The 13,971-nt window shown below is 63.5% G+C and carries 15 protein-coding genes; 9 read left to right on the top strand and 6 right to left on the bottom strand.

Annotation, left to right across the window (positions count from 1 at the left end; genetic code table 11):
• The first annotated feature begins 26 nt into the window (after positions 1 to 26).
• Positions 27 to 1,217 carry a mannonate dehydratase gene (gene uxuA, locus BLR13_RS07510; protein WP_074831807.1) on the top strand — a complete coding sequence of 397 codons (1,191 nt, stop codon included), beginning with the start codon at positions 27 to 29 and terminating at the stop codon, positions 1,215 to 1,217.
• Positions 1,218 to 1,238: 21 nt separating this feature from the next.
• On the opposite strand, the gene BLR13_RS07505 is transcribed toward uxuA, so the two are convergent.
• Positions 1,239 to 1,643, bottom strand: coding sequence for a hypothetical protein (locus BLR13_RS07505; RefSeq protein WP_074825834.1), 405 nt, complete (start codon positions 1,641 to 1,643; stop codon positions 1,239 to 1,241).
• A gap of 138 nt (positions 1,644 to 1,781) precedes the next feature.
• On the opposite strand from BLR13_RS07505, the gene BLR13_RS07500 reads away from it, so the two are divergent.
• The gene (locus tag BLR13_RS07500) at positions 1,782 to 3,068 is read left to right on the top strand and encodes a SulP family inorganic anion transporter (protein ID WP_074825836.1); all 1,287 of its coding nucleotides are present in this window, start codon (positions 1,782 to 1,784) and stop codon (positions 3,066 to 3,068) included.
• A 102-nt stretch (positions 3,069 to 3,170) separates the two neighbouring features.
• Here BLR13_RS07500 and BLR13_RS07495 read toward each other — a convergent pair whose 3' ends face one another.
• The 3 genes from BLR13_RS07495 to BLR13_RS07485 form a co-directional block, all read right to left on the bottom strand.
• Entirely contained in the window at positions 3,171 to 3,758 is a 588-nt protein-coding gene (locus BLR13_RS07495; protein WP_074825838.1) for a DUF2889 domain-containing protein, read from the bottom strand.
• 72 nt (positions 3,759 to 3,830) lie between these two features.
• The gene (locus BLR13_RS07490) at positions 3,831 to 4,808 is read right to left on the bottom strand and encodes an NADPH:quinone oxidoreductase family protein (RefSeq protein WP_074825841.1); all 978 of its coding nucleotides are present in this window, start codon (positions 4,806 to 4,808) and stop codon (positions 3,831 to 3,833) included.
• A gap of 41 nt (positions 4,809 to 4,849) precedes the next feature.
• Positions 4,850 to 5,923 (bottom strand): LLM class flavin-dependent oxidoreductase, encoded by a 1,074-nt coding sequence (locus tag BLR13_RS07485; protein ID WP_074825842.1) that lies wholly within the window; start codon positions 5,921 to 5,923, stop codon positions 4,850 to 4,852.
• Positions 5,924 to 6,102: 179 nt separating this feature from the next.
• On the opposite strand from BLR13_RS07485, the gene BLR13_RS07480 reads away from it, so the two are divergent.
• Positions 6,103 to 6,975: an aldose 1-epimerase family protein gene (locus BLR13_RS07480; RefSeq protein WP_074825843.1), complete on the top strand. Its 873-nt coding sequence runs from the start codon at positions 6,103 to 6,105 to the stop codon at positions 6,973 to 6,975.
• A 62-nt stretch (positions 6,976 to 7,037) separates the two neighbouring features.
• Here the strand turns inward: BLR13_RS07480 and BLR13_RS07475 are convergent, their stop codons facing one another.
• Positions 7,038 to 7,253 (bottom strand): hypothetical protein, encoded by a 216-nt coding sequence (locus BLR13_RS07475; RefSeq protein WP_074825844.1) that lies wholly within the window; start codon positions 7,251 to 7,253, stop codon positions 7,038 to 7,040.
• A 258-nt stretch (positions 7,254 to 7,511) separates the two neighbouring features.
• Between BLR13_RS07475 and BLR13_RS07470 the strand changes: the two genes are divergently transcribed.
• The 4 genes from BLR13_RS07470 to uraD all read left to right on the top strand — a co-directional run bounded on the left by BLR13_RS07470 (position 7,512) and on the right by uraD (position 10,157).
• Positions 7,512 to 7,799 (top strand): hypothetical protein, encoded by a 288-nt coding sequence (locus BLR13_RS07470; protein WP_074825846.1) that lies wholly within the window; start codon positions 7,512 to 7,514, stop codon positions 7,797 to 7,799.
• Positions 7,800 to 7,915: 116 nt separating this feature from the next.
• On the top strand, positions 7,916 to 8,329 hold the full coding sequence (locus BLR13_RS07465; RefSeq protein ID WP_074825847.1) for a DUF3830 family protein: 414 nt from the start codon (positions 7,916 to 7,918) through the stop codon (positions 8,327 to 8,329).
• A complete protein-coding gene (gene puuE / locus BLR13_RS07460) occupies positions 8,330 to 9,268 on the top strand; it encodes an allantoinase PuuE (protein WP_074825848.1) in 939 nt (312 codons plus the stop codon).
• Positions 9,269 to 9,272: 4 nt separating this feature from the next.
• Positions 9,273 to 10,157: a 2-oxo-4-hydroxy-4-carboxy-5-ureidoimidazoline decarboxylase gene (gene uraD, locus BLR13_RS07455; RefSeq protein WP_074825849.1), complete on the top strand. Its 885-nt coding sequence runs from the start codon at positions 9,273 to 9,275 to the stop codon at positions 10,155 to 10,157.
• Between the two features lie 111 nt (positions 10,158 to 10,268).
• Here uraD and BLR13_RS07450 read toward each other — a convergent pair whose 3' ends face one another.
• Positions 10,269 to 11,666: a nucleobase:cation symporter-2 family protein gene (locus BLR13_RS07450; protein ID WP_074825851.1), complete on the bottom strand. Its 1,398-nt coding sequence runs from the start codon at positions 11,664 to 11,666 to the stop codon at positions 10,269 to 10,271.
• A gap of 197 nt (positions 11,667 to 11,863) precedes the next feature.
• Here BLR13_RS07450 and pucL point away from each other — a divergent pair, with 197 nt between their 5' ends.
• Together pucL and BLR13_RS07440 are read left to right on the top strand one after the other, a co-directional pair.
• A complete protein-coding gene (gene pucL / locus BLR13_RS07445) occupies positions 11,864 to 12,706 on the top strand; it encodes a factor-independent urate hydroxylase (protein WP_074825853.1) in 843 nt (280 codons plus the stop codon).
• A gap of 250 nt (positions 12,707 to 12,956) precedes the next feature.
• A complete protein-coding gene (locus BLR13_RS07440) occupies positions 12,957 to 13,970 on the top strand; it encodes a TRAP transporter substrate-binding protein (RefSeq protein ID WP_349517052.1) in 1,014 nt (337 codons plus the stop codon).
• Position 13,971: the final 1 nt, after the last annotated feature.

The following is a 13,971-nucleotide window of genomic DNA, read 5'->3' as shown; positions in this document are numbered from 1 at the left end:
GACACACATTCAGGAGACTCCGCATGATGCTGCAGGGATGGCGGTGGTATGGGCCCGATGACCCAGTGTCGCTGGACGATATCCGCCAGGCCGGCGCCACCGATGTGGTGACGGCGCTGCATCAGGTGCCGATCGGCGAAGCCTGGACGCGATCGGCGGTCGAAGAACGCAAGAATTTTATCGAGAACGGCCAGCCCGGCCGCTCGCCGCTGACTTGGTCGGTGGTGGAATCGATCCCGGTGCCCGACGACGTCAAGCGGCTCGGCGGCAAAGCGGTGCGTTCGATCGAGGCCTGGATTGCGAGCCTCGAGGCGGTGGCCGCCGCCGGCATCAGGATCATCTGCTATAATTTCATGCCCGTGGTCGACTGGTGCCGCACCGATCTCGAATGGGAGTTACCCAACGGTGCCCGCGCCATGCGCTTCGACCAGGATCGTTTTGCGGCGTTCGATCTCCATATCCTGCAGCGGCCCGAAGCTCCGGCGGAATATTCCGAGGCCGCACAGCTGCGTGCCAGGCAGGTCTTTGCCGGCATGACGCAAGTCGACATCGACCGCCTCGTGACCAATATCGCCAGCGCGCTGCCGGGATCGACCACCGATCCGCTGACCATTCCGCAGTTTCGCGACCGCCTGCAGCAATACCGCGGCATCAATTCTGCGGTGCTGCGCCGGCATCTGAGCGAATTCCTCGCGCGCGTGACGCCGGTGGCGGAGCAGCTCGGCGTAACGCTGACGCTGCATCCCGACGATCCGCCGCGCCCGCTGTTCGGCCTGCCGCGCATCGCCTCGTCGGCGGAAGACTATCAGGCGCTGTTCGACGCCGTTCCGTCCAAGGCCAACGGCATCTGTTTCTGTACCGGCTCGCTCGGCGTGCGCCAGGAAAACGACCTGCCGGCGATGGCGAAGCGCTTTGCGCCGCGGATCGGCTTTGCCCATCTGCGGGCGACCAAGCGCGAGGAGGGCGGCCTGTCGTTCTTCGAGTCCGATCATCTCGACGGCGATGTCGACATGATCGCGGTGCTCAAGGCGCTGCTGACCGAAAATCGTAAGCGTTCTTCCGATCATCAAATCATATTCCGGCCGGATCACGGCCACCGTATGCTCGACGATCTCGCCGAGACCAAGCGGACCAATCCCGGCTATACCGCGATCGGCAGATTGCGGGGCCTGGCCGAACTGCGCGGCGCGATCCGCGCCATCGAGCATACGGGCTGATCGCGCGACCGTCGCGACATGCTAAGGCACTTCGTTCAGGTCGCGATCGAATAGTTGCTGCACGGTCGGGCGATTGGCCCGGCTGACGATGATGCGAAGGCGGTCGCCGGTGCCGGCGACCTCGAACGAGACCTTGGCGTCCTTGGCGCCGTCCCGCCAGCGTCCGGGCTCGTCCGCCCAGACCACCCGATCGCCCTCGAGCCGGCATCGATAGGTAAAGACGAAATTGTCGAACGGGCGGGCATAGGTCAGGACCACGACGCCGTCGGGCGCGTCGGTTGCCCGGACCAGTTTGGGGTCACGGTCCATGATGACCGCGATTGCCGTTCGGCAAACCGCCTTGGTCTCGAACGCCGGGTTGGCGGATGCCGAGGGCGCGAACGCAAGCAGGATCGGGAACGCGAGCAACCGGACGAACGAGGGCATCTCCACTCCATCATGTGCGCGGAGATGACCCGGGGATTTGATCTGGATCAAGTGAAAAACGTCGCACCACCGCATTTTCGGCCCACGTCTCGGCTCCGTCAGCTATAGTCCCCCCGAATCCAGATCGGTTTGCCCACCATGCCCGATGGCTCCGCCACTGCCCACGTCTATCGTCCGAAACTCGCGACCATCCTGGCCGAAGGGTACAATCTCGACTGGCTGCGCCGCGACCTGCTCGCGGCTTTGACCGTTGCGATCGTGGCGCTTCCGTTATCGATGGCGATTGCCGTCGCCTCGGGCGTATCGCCCGAGCGGGGATTATATGCCGCTGTAATCGGCGGCTTTTTAGTGTCGGTGCTGGGCGGCAGCCGCTACCAGATCGGCGGACCGGCCGGCGCGTTCATCGTTCTGGTGGCCGCAACCGTCTCCAAATTCGGCCTCGACGGGCTGTTACTGACGGTGTTCATCTCCGGCTTCATGTTGACCTTGATCGGCCTGCTGCGGCTTGGCACGCTGATCCGTTACATTCCGCATGCCGTGACTGTCGGCTTCACCTGCGGAATCGCGGTCACGATCTTTGCGAGCCAGCTCAGGGATCTCGCCGGCCTGAAACTGTCCGGCGCCGAACCCGGACAATTGCTGCCGAAGCTCGTCGTGCTCGGCCAGGCGCTGCCGACCATCAGCCCGATCACGCTCGCCGTCGGCGTGGGCACGGCCGCGCTGATCTTCCTGGTGCGGCGCCTCGCGCCAACCTGGCCGGGAATGCTGATCGCGGTCACGCTTGCCACGCTTGCCGCCTGGCTGTTCCACTTGCCGGTGGAAACCATCGGCAGCCATTTCGGCCAACTGCCGAGCGGCGTGCCGACGCTCAGGCTGCCGGCATTTTCGACGGCAGCCGTTCTCGCGGTGTTGCCGACGGCACTGTCCTTCACGCTTCTGGGCGCCGTCGAAAGCCTGCTGTCGGCCAAGGTGGCGGACGGCATGACCGGGCGCAAGCACCGCTACAACATGGAGGTCGTCGCGCAGGGCGTCGCCAACGTCGCCTCCGCCTTGTTCGGCGGCATCAGCGTGACCGGAACGATTGCGCGCACCGCGACCAATATCCGCGCGGGCGCAGTCAGCCCCGTGTCCGGCATGGCACACGCCGTGTTCGTGCTGGTGTTCATGCTGGTCGCCTCGCCACTGGCAAGCTTCATCCCGCTCGCGACACTCGCCGGCGTGCTGGTCGTGGTGTGCTGGAACATGGCGGAGAAGGAAGACTTCGTTCGCCTGCTGTACGGCTGGCGCAGCGCCAGCGTGCTGCTGGCGACCTTCGGGCTCACGCTGATCGAGGACCTCACCTTTGGCATCATCGCAGGCTGCGTGCTGGCGGCTGCGTTTGCGCTGGCTGACCGCGTCATGCGGTCGCGACGCACGGGAGCCTGACCGGAACGCGGCTGGCTGTCGGACCGGATCGGCGTTACAATTCCCGAGATAACAGGGAGCGCGAACGATGTGGCAACGCCCGTTCTATCATGAGGGCAATAGCTAATCCCGTGCGGCCGCCTTCGTGGCGAATTGCGGGAACATGTCGGCGACGATGGGGCCGTCGGTGCGCCAGGAATGACAGCCGCCGACGAAGAACGGCCGCTCGGTGCGGACACGCTGGTTCTCCAGCGAATCGCGGCCTTCCGGATTTTTGCCTTGTGACATGGTCTGAAACAGCGTGGTCACGGCAGGACCGAGCAATTCCGACAGATGCGTGCAGCTCTCGAGCCGGCCGAGTTTGTTCTGAACCACCTTGCGCCATCCGTTGCCGATGCGCTCGCCGACCAAGCGTTGGAGTATCGGCTCGACCTCGATGCAGGTCGGATAGGGCGTGGCGCGCATGGTCGCCTGCGCCTCTCGAACCGTCATGCTGTCATCGATCGCGAGGCGCAGGGCGATATCGTGCACGGGATCGCCCGGTTTGAGTTCCTCGCGGTACCGGCTGGCGCTCTGGGAAAACGGTTTTGTGTCCCTCATACGTGCCTCGACTTCCCACAGCCCGTCGTCGCGCAGGTAGCCGTTGCATTCGATCGTGCGCGTATGCATGTGGCGGCGCCGCGCCGGGTTGCCGGTTTCTTCCTTGGGCATTCGTCCTTGTCCTGTTTCGACGCCGGAAACGTTGTCGCGGCGGCTGTCATGATGGCTTGTACAAAGGTGGGCTCAGGGGAACTTGATGATCATCTTGCCCAGTGCCGATCGCGACTGCATGGTCTTGAACGCTTCGCGAAAATTCTCGAACGGCACGACCTTGCCGACCACGGGCTGCAATTTTCCGGACGCGAGCCAGTCGAACAGTTGTGCGATCAGGCGCGCATGCGTCTCCGGCTCGCGCTTCTGGATTTGCGCGAGATCGACCCCGAGCAGGGCGCCGCCCTTGAGCAGCGGAAGGTTGAACGCCAGCGCCGGAATGGTACCGGAGGCGAACCCGACCACCAGGTGGCGGCCGAGCCAGGCGATCGAGCGGAACGCCTGCAGCGACACTTCGCCGCCGACCGGATCGTAGATCACGTCAGGCCCGTGGCCGCCGGTCAGCGTCTTGAGCGTGTCGCGCCAGTTGGCCTCGGTGTAGTCGACGGTTTCATCCGCGCCGTGTCGCACCGCGAAGGCGCGTTTCTCCGGCGTCGATGCCGCCGCGATCACGCGCGCGCCCATCAGCTTTCCGATCTGAACCGCCGCGATGCCGACGCCGCCCGCGGCGCCCAGTACCAGCAGTGTTTCTCCGGCGCGGAGCAAAGCGCGCGCCTCGAGCGCGTAAAGCCCGGTCAGATAATTGGCCTGGAACGAGGCGCCGGCCTCAAAGGGAACCTGCGCCGGCAGATGCTTCAGCGCCGCCGACGGCACCGAAATATATTCGGCGAGCGCGCCAGAACGGGTCATGCCGAGCACGGGCATGCCCGGCTTGAATCCAGCGACATCGTCGGCCACGGAATCGACCGTGCCTGCGAACTCCGTTCCCGGCACGAAGGGCAGCGGATCCTTGGTCTGGTAGAGGCCCTGTACCTTCAACCCGTCGACGAAACCGACTGCCGCGGCGCCGATCCTGACGCGGACTTCGCCGGCCGCAACCTCCGGCAGGTCTTTCTCCCTAATCGAAATTCCATCAATCGAATCGTAATGCTCGACAACCACCGCTCTCATGCAACTTGATCCATAGTATCTCGCTTTCGGGTTGTCGTGGTTTACTCGGCGGCTTCGGCCAGCCGGTCGATCTCCAGCGCGCCGGCCTTGATCCGCGGAATCAATTCGCGGCCGATCGCGACCGTGTCGTGCGGGTTTTCAAAACCGCGCAGCAGGAACGAATGGATTCCGAGCCGGTAATATTCCAGCACGGCGGCCGAGACCTGTTCCGGCGTTCCGATCAGGCACGAGGTATTGCCGGGTGCGCCGGTCGCGCGGGCAATCCCCATCCACAGCCGTTCGTCATGCACATCGCCGCGCGCGGCGTAGCCGAGAAGGCGTTCGGCAGACGTATTGGTCGGTTGCGGCGCAGCCCCGGTCTTGCCCTCGACATCGGCCAGCAGCTTGTTGGCCTTGTCCCACGCCGCACCCTCGGTGTCCGCGATGATCGGGCGCAACGACATGTTGAAGCCGACCCTGCGGCCGAACACGGCCGCGCGCCGCCGGAAATCCTGCATCCTTTCACGTGTCTCGGCGAGCGGTTCGCCGAAGATCGCAAACACATCGCAATGCCGGGCACCCATCTCCAGCGCGCCTTCCGACGAACCGCCGAAGAACAGCGATGGATAGGGCTGCTGATATGGCTTGATGTCGGAGAACGCACCCTCGACCCGGTAGAACTCGCCGTGGTGGTTGAGCGGTGAGTCGCTGGTCCAGATCTTGCGCATCACGTCGAGATATTCGCCGGCTCTGCGGTAGCGGTCGTCCTTCGGCAGGAAGTCGCCTTCGCTGGCCTGATCCTTGTCGCTGGTGCCTGCGATGATGTGCAGTGACATCCGGCCCTGCGTGAGCTGGTCGAAGGTCGCGACCTGCCGCGCTGCGAGCGCGGGCGCGACCGAGCCCGGCCGGTGCGCGATCAGGAACTTGATCCGCTCGGTGTGGTCGGCAGCGTAAAGCGCGATGGCAAAACCTTCGGCCGCCGATGCGTAATAGCCGACGAGGACGGAGTCGTAATTCCACTGCTCGTGCAGGCGGGTGAAATCGCGTACCCACTCGCGCGATATCTTGCCCTGGATCAGATGGACCGCGACGCCTTCCTGCTGGGTGCCGATCATACCGATGATTCTGGCTGGCATGGGTGCTTCCCCGGTTCGGATTGTTTGGACCGATGAAGCGCGCAACATCAGGGGAATGCAAGTCTTTAGCGCGGGACCGGTTATGCGTCACCGTCACAACCGGCATCGGCTACCGTCATCGCATCGCGCCCGTTGCGGTGGTCAACTTCATGAATTATGAGGGATAGGAACGGGGCAGCATGACCGACGACCGCCATTCGCTTCGCAGCAACCGGATCGCCGCGACCATCAAGGCCGACGGCGCCGAACTGTGCTCGCTGCGGAACGCCGAAGGGCTGGAATTGCTCTGGCAGGCCGGCGAAGCGTGGCCGCGGCATTCTCCCTTGCTGTTTCCGATCGTCGGCCGCCTGAAGAACGACGAACTGCTCGTTCGCGGCAAGACCTATCCGATGACACAGCATGGTGTTGCGCGCGATCATCGCTTTGAATGGCTCAACCGTCAGTCGGATTCCTGCACGCTGGTTCTGACCGACAATGCCGCAACCCGTTCCCGTTACCCGTTCGCGTTTCGGCTGGAAGTCACCTGCACGGTAAAGGACGCCGATCTCGATATCAGGCTAGCTGTCACCAACACCGGAAATGAGGTGCTGCCGGCTTCGATTGGCGCGCATCCGGCGTTTAACTGGCCGTTGCTGCCGGGGCTGCACAAGCAGGACTACGCGCTCACCTTCTCCCATGATGAGCCCGCGTCGATCCGCCGTCTCAAAGGCGGGCTGATGCTGGCACAGCCGGAGCCAACGCCTATTGGCGGCAAAATCCTGCCGCTCTCGGAAAAATTGTTTGATGACGACGCCGTCATTCTGGACCATCCGGCGAGCACGTCCGTTCGCTTTGCAGCCGATCGTGGGCCATCGATCGAAATGTCGTGGGATGGATTTCGCGAACTCGGGATCTGGTCGAAGCCCGGCGGTGTGCCGTTCCTCTGCATCGAGCCGTGGCACGGTTTTGCCAGCCCGGTGGAATTCGATGGCGAATTCACCGACAAGCCCGGGCTGATGCACATCGCGCCGTCAGCAACCCGAAGCCTCAGCTATCGGATACGCATCGGCTGATCTCGTGGAAAAAGCCGCCCGCTGCAAGCGACCGGCTTTCCAATCCAGACGCTGATTTTCCGTTAGCGTCCGGCAGGCGCCGAATAGCCGCCCGAATAGCGCGACCAGTCGGGCTGTACGGCCGGTGCCGGCCAGGCCGCATAGGCATTGCGGGTCTGCTGCTGGCTCGTCACGACCTGGTCGGCGTTGCGGTGATGACGCTGGGCCGCAGCCGCGAATTGCACGGAGGTTGCAACGATCAAGGCCGAGCCGAGGATGGTGAGGATTGTCTTTCGCATAGTGGTTCTCCCTTTGACGCTTTTCGCTAGCGAGACAGACGCGCCTCGCCGTTGCAGCGCTGCTTCGGAGATAACGATGACGGCAGCGGATTATTACGCGCGCTGCCATCACGAAGCGGCGAGCAAATTTTCTGGTCAGGGACTTCGATCGGCTAAATATTCAGCAACCGCTGTCGTCGGGTTGCGATAGAATGGGTCCCAGCCGACCAGGCGCCAAGAGAGAGCGTCATGAGAATGCAGTTGTCGCGAGTAGAGCCAATGAAGAAGATCCTGCTGGTCACGTTACTGGCCGTATCGCCCGCGTGGGCCCAGACCCCGTTGACGCCCACGGCCGCCCCGAAGGCAGCCGCACGGGTCGTCGACAACTGCGCTCCGATCGGCCGCACCGCGAAGGGCGAACTGGTCTATTCCATGAAGTGCGACAACCTGCCGGCGCCGCCGCCGTCTCCGCAGGCCGAAGCCAGAGAGGCCGCGCCCGCGGCGGCCCCGGAACCGGAAGCCCAGCGGGGCGGGATTTTCGGCTGGTCCTACGACCGGCGGCAATAAAGCGGCCAGGCTCGAAACCGATCCCCACGGGCTGGAATGTTCCTTGCTTCCGTCAATTCCGGCTGCAATGGATATGGCGAAGCCATTTTTCTACAGCCATCCGAGAGAAGAGACCGATGAGCCAATTGATCGTCCGCGCCGGTGAGTTCACCTTCAACGCCCGTTTCGAAGAGCAGCTGGCGCCCAAAACGGTCGCGGCGTTTCGAAAGGCGATGCCGTTCGAAAGCCAGGCGATCCATGTGCGCTGGAGCGGCGAGGGGGTCTGGATGCCGCTCGGCGATCTCGACTTCGGCGTCTCCTATGAGAACCACACCAGCTATCCCGCGCCTGGCCAGATCATCCTCTATCCCGGCGGCATCAGCGAAACCGAAATCCTGCTCGCCTATGGCGGCGTGCATTTCGCCAGCAAGATGGGCCAGCTCGCCGGCAACCACTTCATCACCCTGACCTCGGGGCTGGAGAACCTGACCGCGTTCGGCAAAACCGTGCTGTGGAAAGGCGCGCAAAAAATCCGGTTCGAGGAAGTCTAGGTGACGGAGCCGAACTACCCGCGCGACCTCCGCGGCTATGGCCGCCATCCGCCCGATCCGAAGTGGCCGGGCAATGCGCGGATCGCCGTGCAGTTCGTGGTGAATTTCGAGGAAGGCGGCGAGAACAACATCCTGCATGGCGACCGCGCCTCGGAAGCGTTCCTGTCGGATGTGCTGGGCGCGCAGCCCTGGCCGAGCCAGCGCCACGCCAATATCGAATCGATGTTCGAGTATGGCTCGCGGGCCGGCTTCTGGCGGCTGTGGCGGATGTTCACCGAACGCAAGATGCCGGCAACGGTGTTTGGCGTCGCGACCGCCCTGCAGCGAAACCCCGACGTGGTCGCCGCCATGAAGGAGGCGGGCTGGGATATCGCCAGCCACAGCCTGAAATGGATCGAGCACAAGGACATGTCGGAGGCGGAGGAGCGGTGGGAGATCGCGGAGGCGATCCGCGTCCACACCGAGGCGACCGGTTCGCGTCCGCTCGGCTGGTACACCGGACGCTCCTCGATCAACACGCTCCGGCTTTTGATGGAAGCCGGCGGTCTGCTCTATCTGTGCGACTCCTATGCCGACGACCTGCCGTACTGGATCAGGACGCAGGCCCTGGAGCCGCATCTGGTTATTCCCTACACGCTCGACGCCAATGACATGCGCTTCGTCAACGCGCAGGGGTTCGGCGGCGGCGAGGAATTCTTCACCTATCTCAAGGACAGCTTTGACGTGCTCTATGCCGAAGGCGCGACCTCGCCGAAGATGATGTCGATCGGCCTGCATTGCCGCGTCGTCGGCCACCCCGGCCGCGCCGCGTCGCTGATGCGGTTTCTCGATTACGTCGGCAAGCATGAACGCGTCTGGGTGCCGACGCGGCTGCAGATCGCGCAGCATTGGCACGCCAATCTGAAGCATCTGGCCGGGCACGCGTTCAACATCGGGTAGGTCAATGCAAAGAAGCCTTTCTGAACTCAACGGCTGCAGCAGGGACGATTTCGTAGCCAGCCTTGCCAATATCTTCGAATGCTCGCCCTGGATTGCCGAACAGGCGGCTGCCGCGCGGCCATTTGCCGGTGTGAAGCCGCTGCTCGCGGCGATGAAGGATACGGTCGATCGCGCGCCGGCCGAACAAAGGATGACGCTGATCAAGGCGCATCCCGATCTCGCCAACAAGACCCAGCGTGCCGCGGGCCTGACCGCCGAATCCACCTCCGAGCAGAACAGCCTCGGTCTCGACCGGCTGTCCGATGCCGAATTCGAGGCGTTCGAGCGCGTCAACAATGCCTATCGCGCCAAATTCGGTTTTCCCTACATTGTCTGCGTTCGCCGCCACACCAAGGATTCCGTGCTGCGCGATTTCGAGCGCCGCCTGCCGAACGACGTGGCGACGGAGACGCAGACATCCATCAATGAAATTTGTCGCATCGCGGCGCTACGGCTCGACCAGTTCGTGGTCTCCGATGACAGACTCGCGGTGCACGGACGGCTGTCGACCCATGTGCTCGACACCCACAGCGGAAAGCCCGCGGTGGGAATTTCAGTGGTGCTGACCGAGCTGTCTGACTTGGGCGAGGCCCGCGTGATCGCACGCGCGGTGACCAACAGCGACGGCCGCACCGATCAACCCTTGATCGGCGGCCGCCCGGTGCCGATCGGACGCTACGAGCTGATGTTCAGTGTCGGCGAGTATTTTGCCGGCCGCGGCGTGCCGATGTCGGACCCGCCGTTCCTCGACCAGATCCCGCTGCGCTTTTCCGTCAGCGATCCCGAGGGCCATCTCCATGTGCCGCTATTGGTTACGCCCTGGAGCTACGGGACCTATCGGGGGAGTTGATTCCTCATGGTGAGGAGCCCGCGCAGCGGGCGTCTCGAACCATGAGGCCCGGGTGCCACCGTCCCTTCGAGACGCGCGCCTGGGCGCGCTCCTCAGGATGAGACCGGTGGACTAATGCTGCGCCGTCGCTGCCGCCGCAGCGGCGCCCGCTTCCGCTTCTTCCTTGCTGCCGACGCCGTTGAAGAACGCGTTCAGGATCACAGCCACCAGCGCGCAGAGCAGGATGCCGCTTTCCAGCAGTGGCTGCAGGTCGTGCGGCAGGTTCCTGAAGAAGTTCGGCGCGGCGAGCGGAATCATGCCGAAGCCGACGGAGATCGCGACCACGAACAGGTTGAAACGGTTGTTCCTGAAATCGACCGCGGTGAGGATGCGGGCGCCGGTCGCGGCCACCATGCCGAACATCACGAGGCCGGCGCCGCCAAGCACCACCAGCGGCACCGCTTCGACCAGTGCCGCCATCTTCGGCAGCAAGCCGAGCAGCAGCATGATGCCGCCGCCGGCGACCGTCACCCAGCGCGAGCGCACGCCGGTGACGCTGACCAGGCCGACGTTCTGCGAGAACGACGTATAGGGGAAAGTATTGAAGAGGCCGCCGAGCAGCGTGCCGACGCCGTCGGCGCGCAGGCCACGGGTCAGCGCGTCGCGATCGACGGTCTTGCCGGTGATTTCGCCGAGCGCGAGAAACATTCCGAGCGACTCGATCATGACCACGATCATCACAATGCACATGGTGACAACTGGCACGAGGTGGAATTGCGGCATGCCGAAATGCAAGGGTATCACGATCGCGCCCCATGACGCCGCCGCGACTTTCTCGAAATGCATGACGCCGAGCAGGCTGGCGAGGATCGCGCCGGCGATGATGCCGAGCAGCACCGAGACATTGGCGATGAAGCCGGTCCCCCATTTGATCAGGCCGAGGATCACCAGCAGCACGAACAGCGCGATGCCGAGCCCCTGCAACTGGCCATAGCCGGGATTGGGAAACGCGCCGGGGACACCGTCCACCACCTTGGTCAGCGTCGGCAGGCCGCCACCGGCCCAGTTGATCCCGACCCGCATCAAGGAGATGCCGATCACCATGATGATGGTTCCGGTCACGACCGGGGGAAACAGCGGCAGCAGCCGGCTGATGAAAGGCGCGGCAAGGATGCCGAAGATTCCGGCAGCAATCACCGAACCGTAGATGCCGAGCAGGCCGATGTCGGGCGCCGCCGCCATCGACAGCATCGGGCCGACGGAAGCAAAGGTGACGCCCATCATTACGGGCAGGCGAATCCCGACCCCGGGAAAGCCGATGCATTGCACCAGCGTGGCCAGCCCGCAGGCGAACAGGTCCGCGCTGATCAGGAAGGCGACGTCTTCCGGCGGCAGCTTGAGCGCCCGGCCGATGATCAGGGGCACCGCGACGGCGCCGGCATACATCACCAGCACATGCTGCAGGCCCAGCGCGAGCAGCCGTGGCGTCGGCAGGATCTGGTCGACGGGATGGACTTCGGTCGCGGTCATGGACTGGTCCCCAAAACTTGCCTTCTAAAGGACTGGGCCCGCGGCCCGATCAGACCGTTACCCGATCAGATCGATACAAGCCCCGTGCCAGAACCCGGTCCCAAGCCCTTGCCTGATGGCACGAACGTTGCTCATTATTGGAACACACCGGGCGTTCGAAGTCCCGCAGAGTTGCCGGCTGAACTGGAGGCCATGCCATGCCGCTGATCAAGAACCGATACGGCAAGGGCCGCGTCCGCGTGATGCGCATCCATCGCGAGGGCGACCGTCACGAGGTCAGCCAGCTCGACGTCAAGGCGATGATCGAGGGCGACTTCGCGCGCGCCTATACAAACGCCGACAATTCCACCTCGGTCTCGACCGACACCATCAAGAACGTCGTCAACATCGTTGCCCGCCAGAATACTGGTCTCTGCACCGAAGAATTCTGCCAGGTGCTGGCGAAGAAATATCTCGACACCTATCCGCAGATTGCCTCGGTCGCCATCACCGCGCACGAGACCAAATGGAGCCGGCTCAGTTTCGGCGGCAAGCCGCATCCGCACAGTTTCGTGCTCGACAGCAACGGCAAGCCCACGGTGGACGTCTCGCAGATTCGCGGTGGCGCTGCTGTCATGTCGTCCGGCATTGACGGCTTCACCTTCATGAAGTCGACCCAGTCGGGCTGGGAGAACTACGTCAAGGATGCCTACACGACGATCCCGCCGACCGGCGACCGGATGTGTGCGACGTCCATGGTGGCGTCATGGAAATGGTCGGGCAAACCCGCAAGCTATCCGGCGACCAACAAGAAGATTCTCGACACGTTGCTGGAAGTGTTTGCGACCACCTACAGCATGAGCGTGCAGGACAGCCTGTATCGGATGGGCGAGGCGGCGCTTGCGGCAGCTCCCGAAATTTCCGAGATCAGCATGGCCTGCCCGAACATGCATTTCATCCTGATGAACCTGTCGGCGTTCGGGCTTGATAACAACAACGACGTATTCCTGCCGACCGACGAGCCGCACGGCCAGATCGAGTGCACGGTGGGCAGGGGCTAGCTCAAAGCTGGCTCCCCTGTGCTTTATTCCCAGATGAAGCGCAGGCAACCCGTGATCGCGAACGACGCAGCCACGGCGCAAATCGCACAGGGGGTATTGGCCTCAATGAGTTCGAAGAGGTGTTCGATGATGCGTCGCATGGGAATGCCTGCTAGATATCTTCGACGGTCCTACCGGTGACATCAAATTCTGAGACGTTTTGGTTAAGAAAATCTGTCTTTGCGGCTGCGGGCCGGTCGAGGAGTTCCATGTGAGCGTTATTTCCGGGTTCGGCTTGCATCGATGGCTTTGCAGGGGCCTCTGTGCGGCTGCACTGATTTTCGTCGTGCTCCCCGCCGCCGCTTTTGCGCAAGTCCAGTGGAAGATGACGACGGAATATCCGGAGAGCAACATCTCCGGCATCGGGTTGGTCACTTTCGGGAAATTGTTGTCGTCGAAGACTCAGGGTTCGTTGACAACCGCCACTGCGTTCGACAATGAACTGAAAATCAGTTCCCGCGACATGCCGCAGGCGGCGCAGGACCATCGTGTCGACGGCGGCGACGCGTTTGCGGCGCCGCTGGAATCGTCGGACCCGATATTCGGTCTGTCGGCGCTGCCCTTTGTGGTCCAGTCGGTCGAGACCGCAAAGGCCGTCAACGCCAGAGCACGGCCGCTATATGAACGCGCGCTGGCGGCGCGGGGCATGAAGTTGCTCTACATCACGATCTGGCCGGCGACGGGGATCTGGTCGGACCAGCAACTCAAAGGTGAGGAAGATCTGCATGCGTTGGCGGTGAGAGCCTATGACAAGAGTTCGGCGGACGTCTTGCGTGCCGCGGGCGCTGCGGCGGAATTCCTCCCATTCAACGAGGCGATCGCCAGGGTCAAGGAGCATAAACTCAATGCGATCCTGACCTCTGGCGATGGCGGCGCGGGCCGAAAGCTTTGGGACGACCTGCATCATTTCACGCCGATCAACTACGCGATCCCGGTCTCGATCGCGTTCGTCCGCAAGGATGCATTTGACGCCTTGCCTGCCGACCAGCAAGCCGCCGTCGATGCCGCCGCGGTGGAGACCGAAAACAGCCAGATCGAACTCCTCGTCAATCGTACCGCCGAGAACTACGCGCGGATGCGCGCCAACGGCGTCAGCATCGACGAGCCGGCGCCACCGGCCATTATCGCCGCCCTCAAGAAAGCGGGAAGCGCTCCGATCGCTGCGTGGCAGGCTAGGGTTTCTCCGGAGGCGGCCGCGATCCTGGATTGGGCCAGCCGGCAGTAGC

It is taken from the genome of Bradyrhizobium ottawaense (assembly GCF_900099825.1).
Lineage (GTDB): Bacteria > Pseudomonadota > Alphaproteobacteria > Rhizobiales > Xanthobacteraceae > Bradyrhizobium > Bradyrhizobium ottawaense_A.
Note: the sequence above shows the minus strand (reverse complement) of the source record. Positions and strands in the feature narration are given on the sequence as shown.

Coding starts and splice junctions, on each gene's coding strand:
- uxuA (WP_074831807.1), top strand. CDS start 27: ATGCTGCAGGGATGGCGGTGGTATGGGCCCGATGACCCAGTGTCGCTG.
- BLR13_RS07505 (WP_074825834.1), bottom strand. CDS start 1,643: ATGCCCTCGTTCGTCCGGTTGCTCGCGTTCCCGATCCTGCTTGCGTTC.
- BLR13_RS07500 (WP_074825836.1), top strand. CDS start 1,782: ATGCCCGATGGCTCCGCCACTGCCCACGTCTATCGTCCGAAACTCGCG.
- BLR13_RS07495 (WP_074825838.1), bottom strand. CDS start 3,758: ATGCCCAAGGAAGAAACCGGCAACCCGGCGCGGCGCCGCCACATGCAT.
- BLR13_RS07490 (WP_074825841.1), bottom strand. CDS start 4,808: ATGAGAGCGGTGGTTGTCGAGCATTACGATTCGATTGATGGAATTTCG.
- BLR13_RS07485 (WP_074825842.1), bottom strand. CDS start 5,923: ATGCCAGCCAGAATCATCGGTATGATCGGCACCCAGCAGGAAGGCGTC.
- BLR13_RS07480 (WP_074825843.1), top strand. CDS start 6,103: ATGACCGACGACCGCCATTCGCTTCGCAGCAACCGGATCGCCGCGACC.
- BLR13_RS07475 (WP_074825844.1), bottom strand. CDS start 7,253: ATGCGAAAGACAATCCTCACCATCCTCGGCTCGGCCTTGATCGTTGCA.
- BLR13_RS07470 (WP_074825846.1), top strand. CDS start 7,512: ATGAAGAAGATCCTGCTGGTCACGTTACTGGCCGTATCGCCCGCGTGG.
- BLR13_RS07465 (WP_074825847.1), top strand. CDS start 7,916: ATGAGCCAATTGATCGTCCGCGCCGGTGAGTTCACCTTCAACGCCCGT.
- uraD (WP_074825849.1), top strand. CDS start 9,273: ATGCAAAGAAGCCTTTCTGAACTCAACGGCTGCAGCAGGGACGATTTC.
- BLR13_RS07450 (WP_074825851.1), bottom strand. CDS start 11,666: ATGACCGCGACCGAAGTCCATCCCGTCGACCAGATCCTGCCGACGCCA.
- pucL (WP_074825853.1), top strand. CDS start 11,864: ATGCCGCTGATCAAGAACCGATACGGCAAGGGCCGCGTCCGCGTGATG.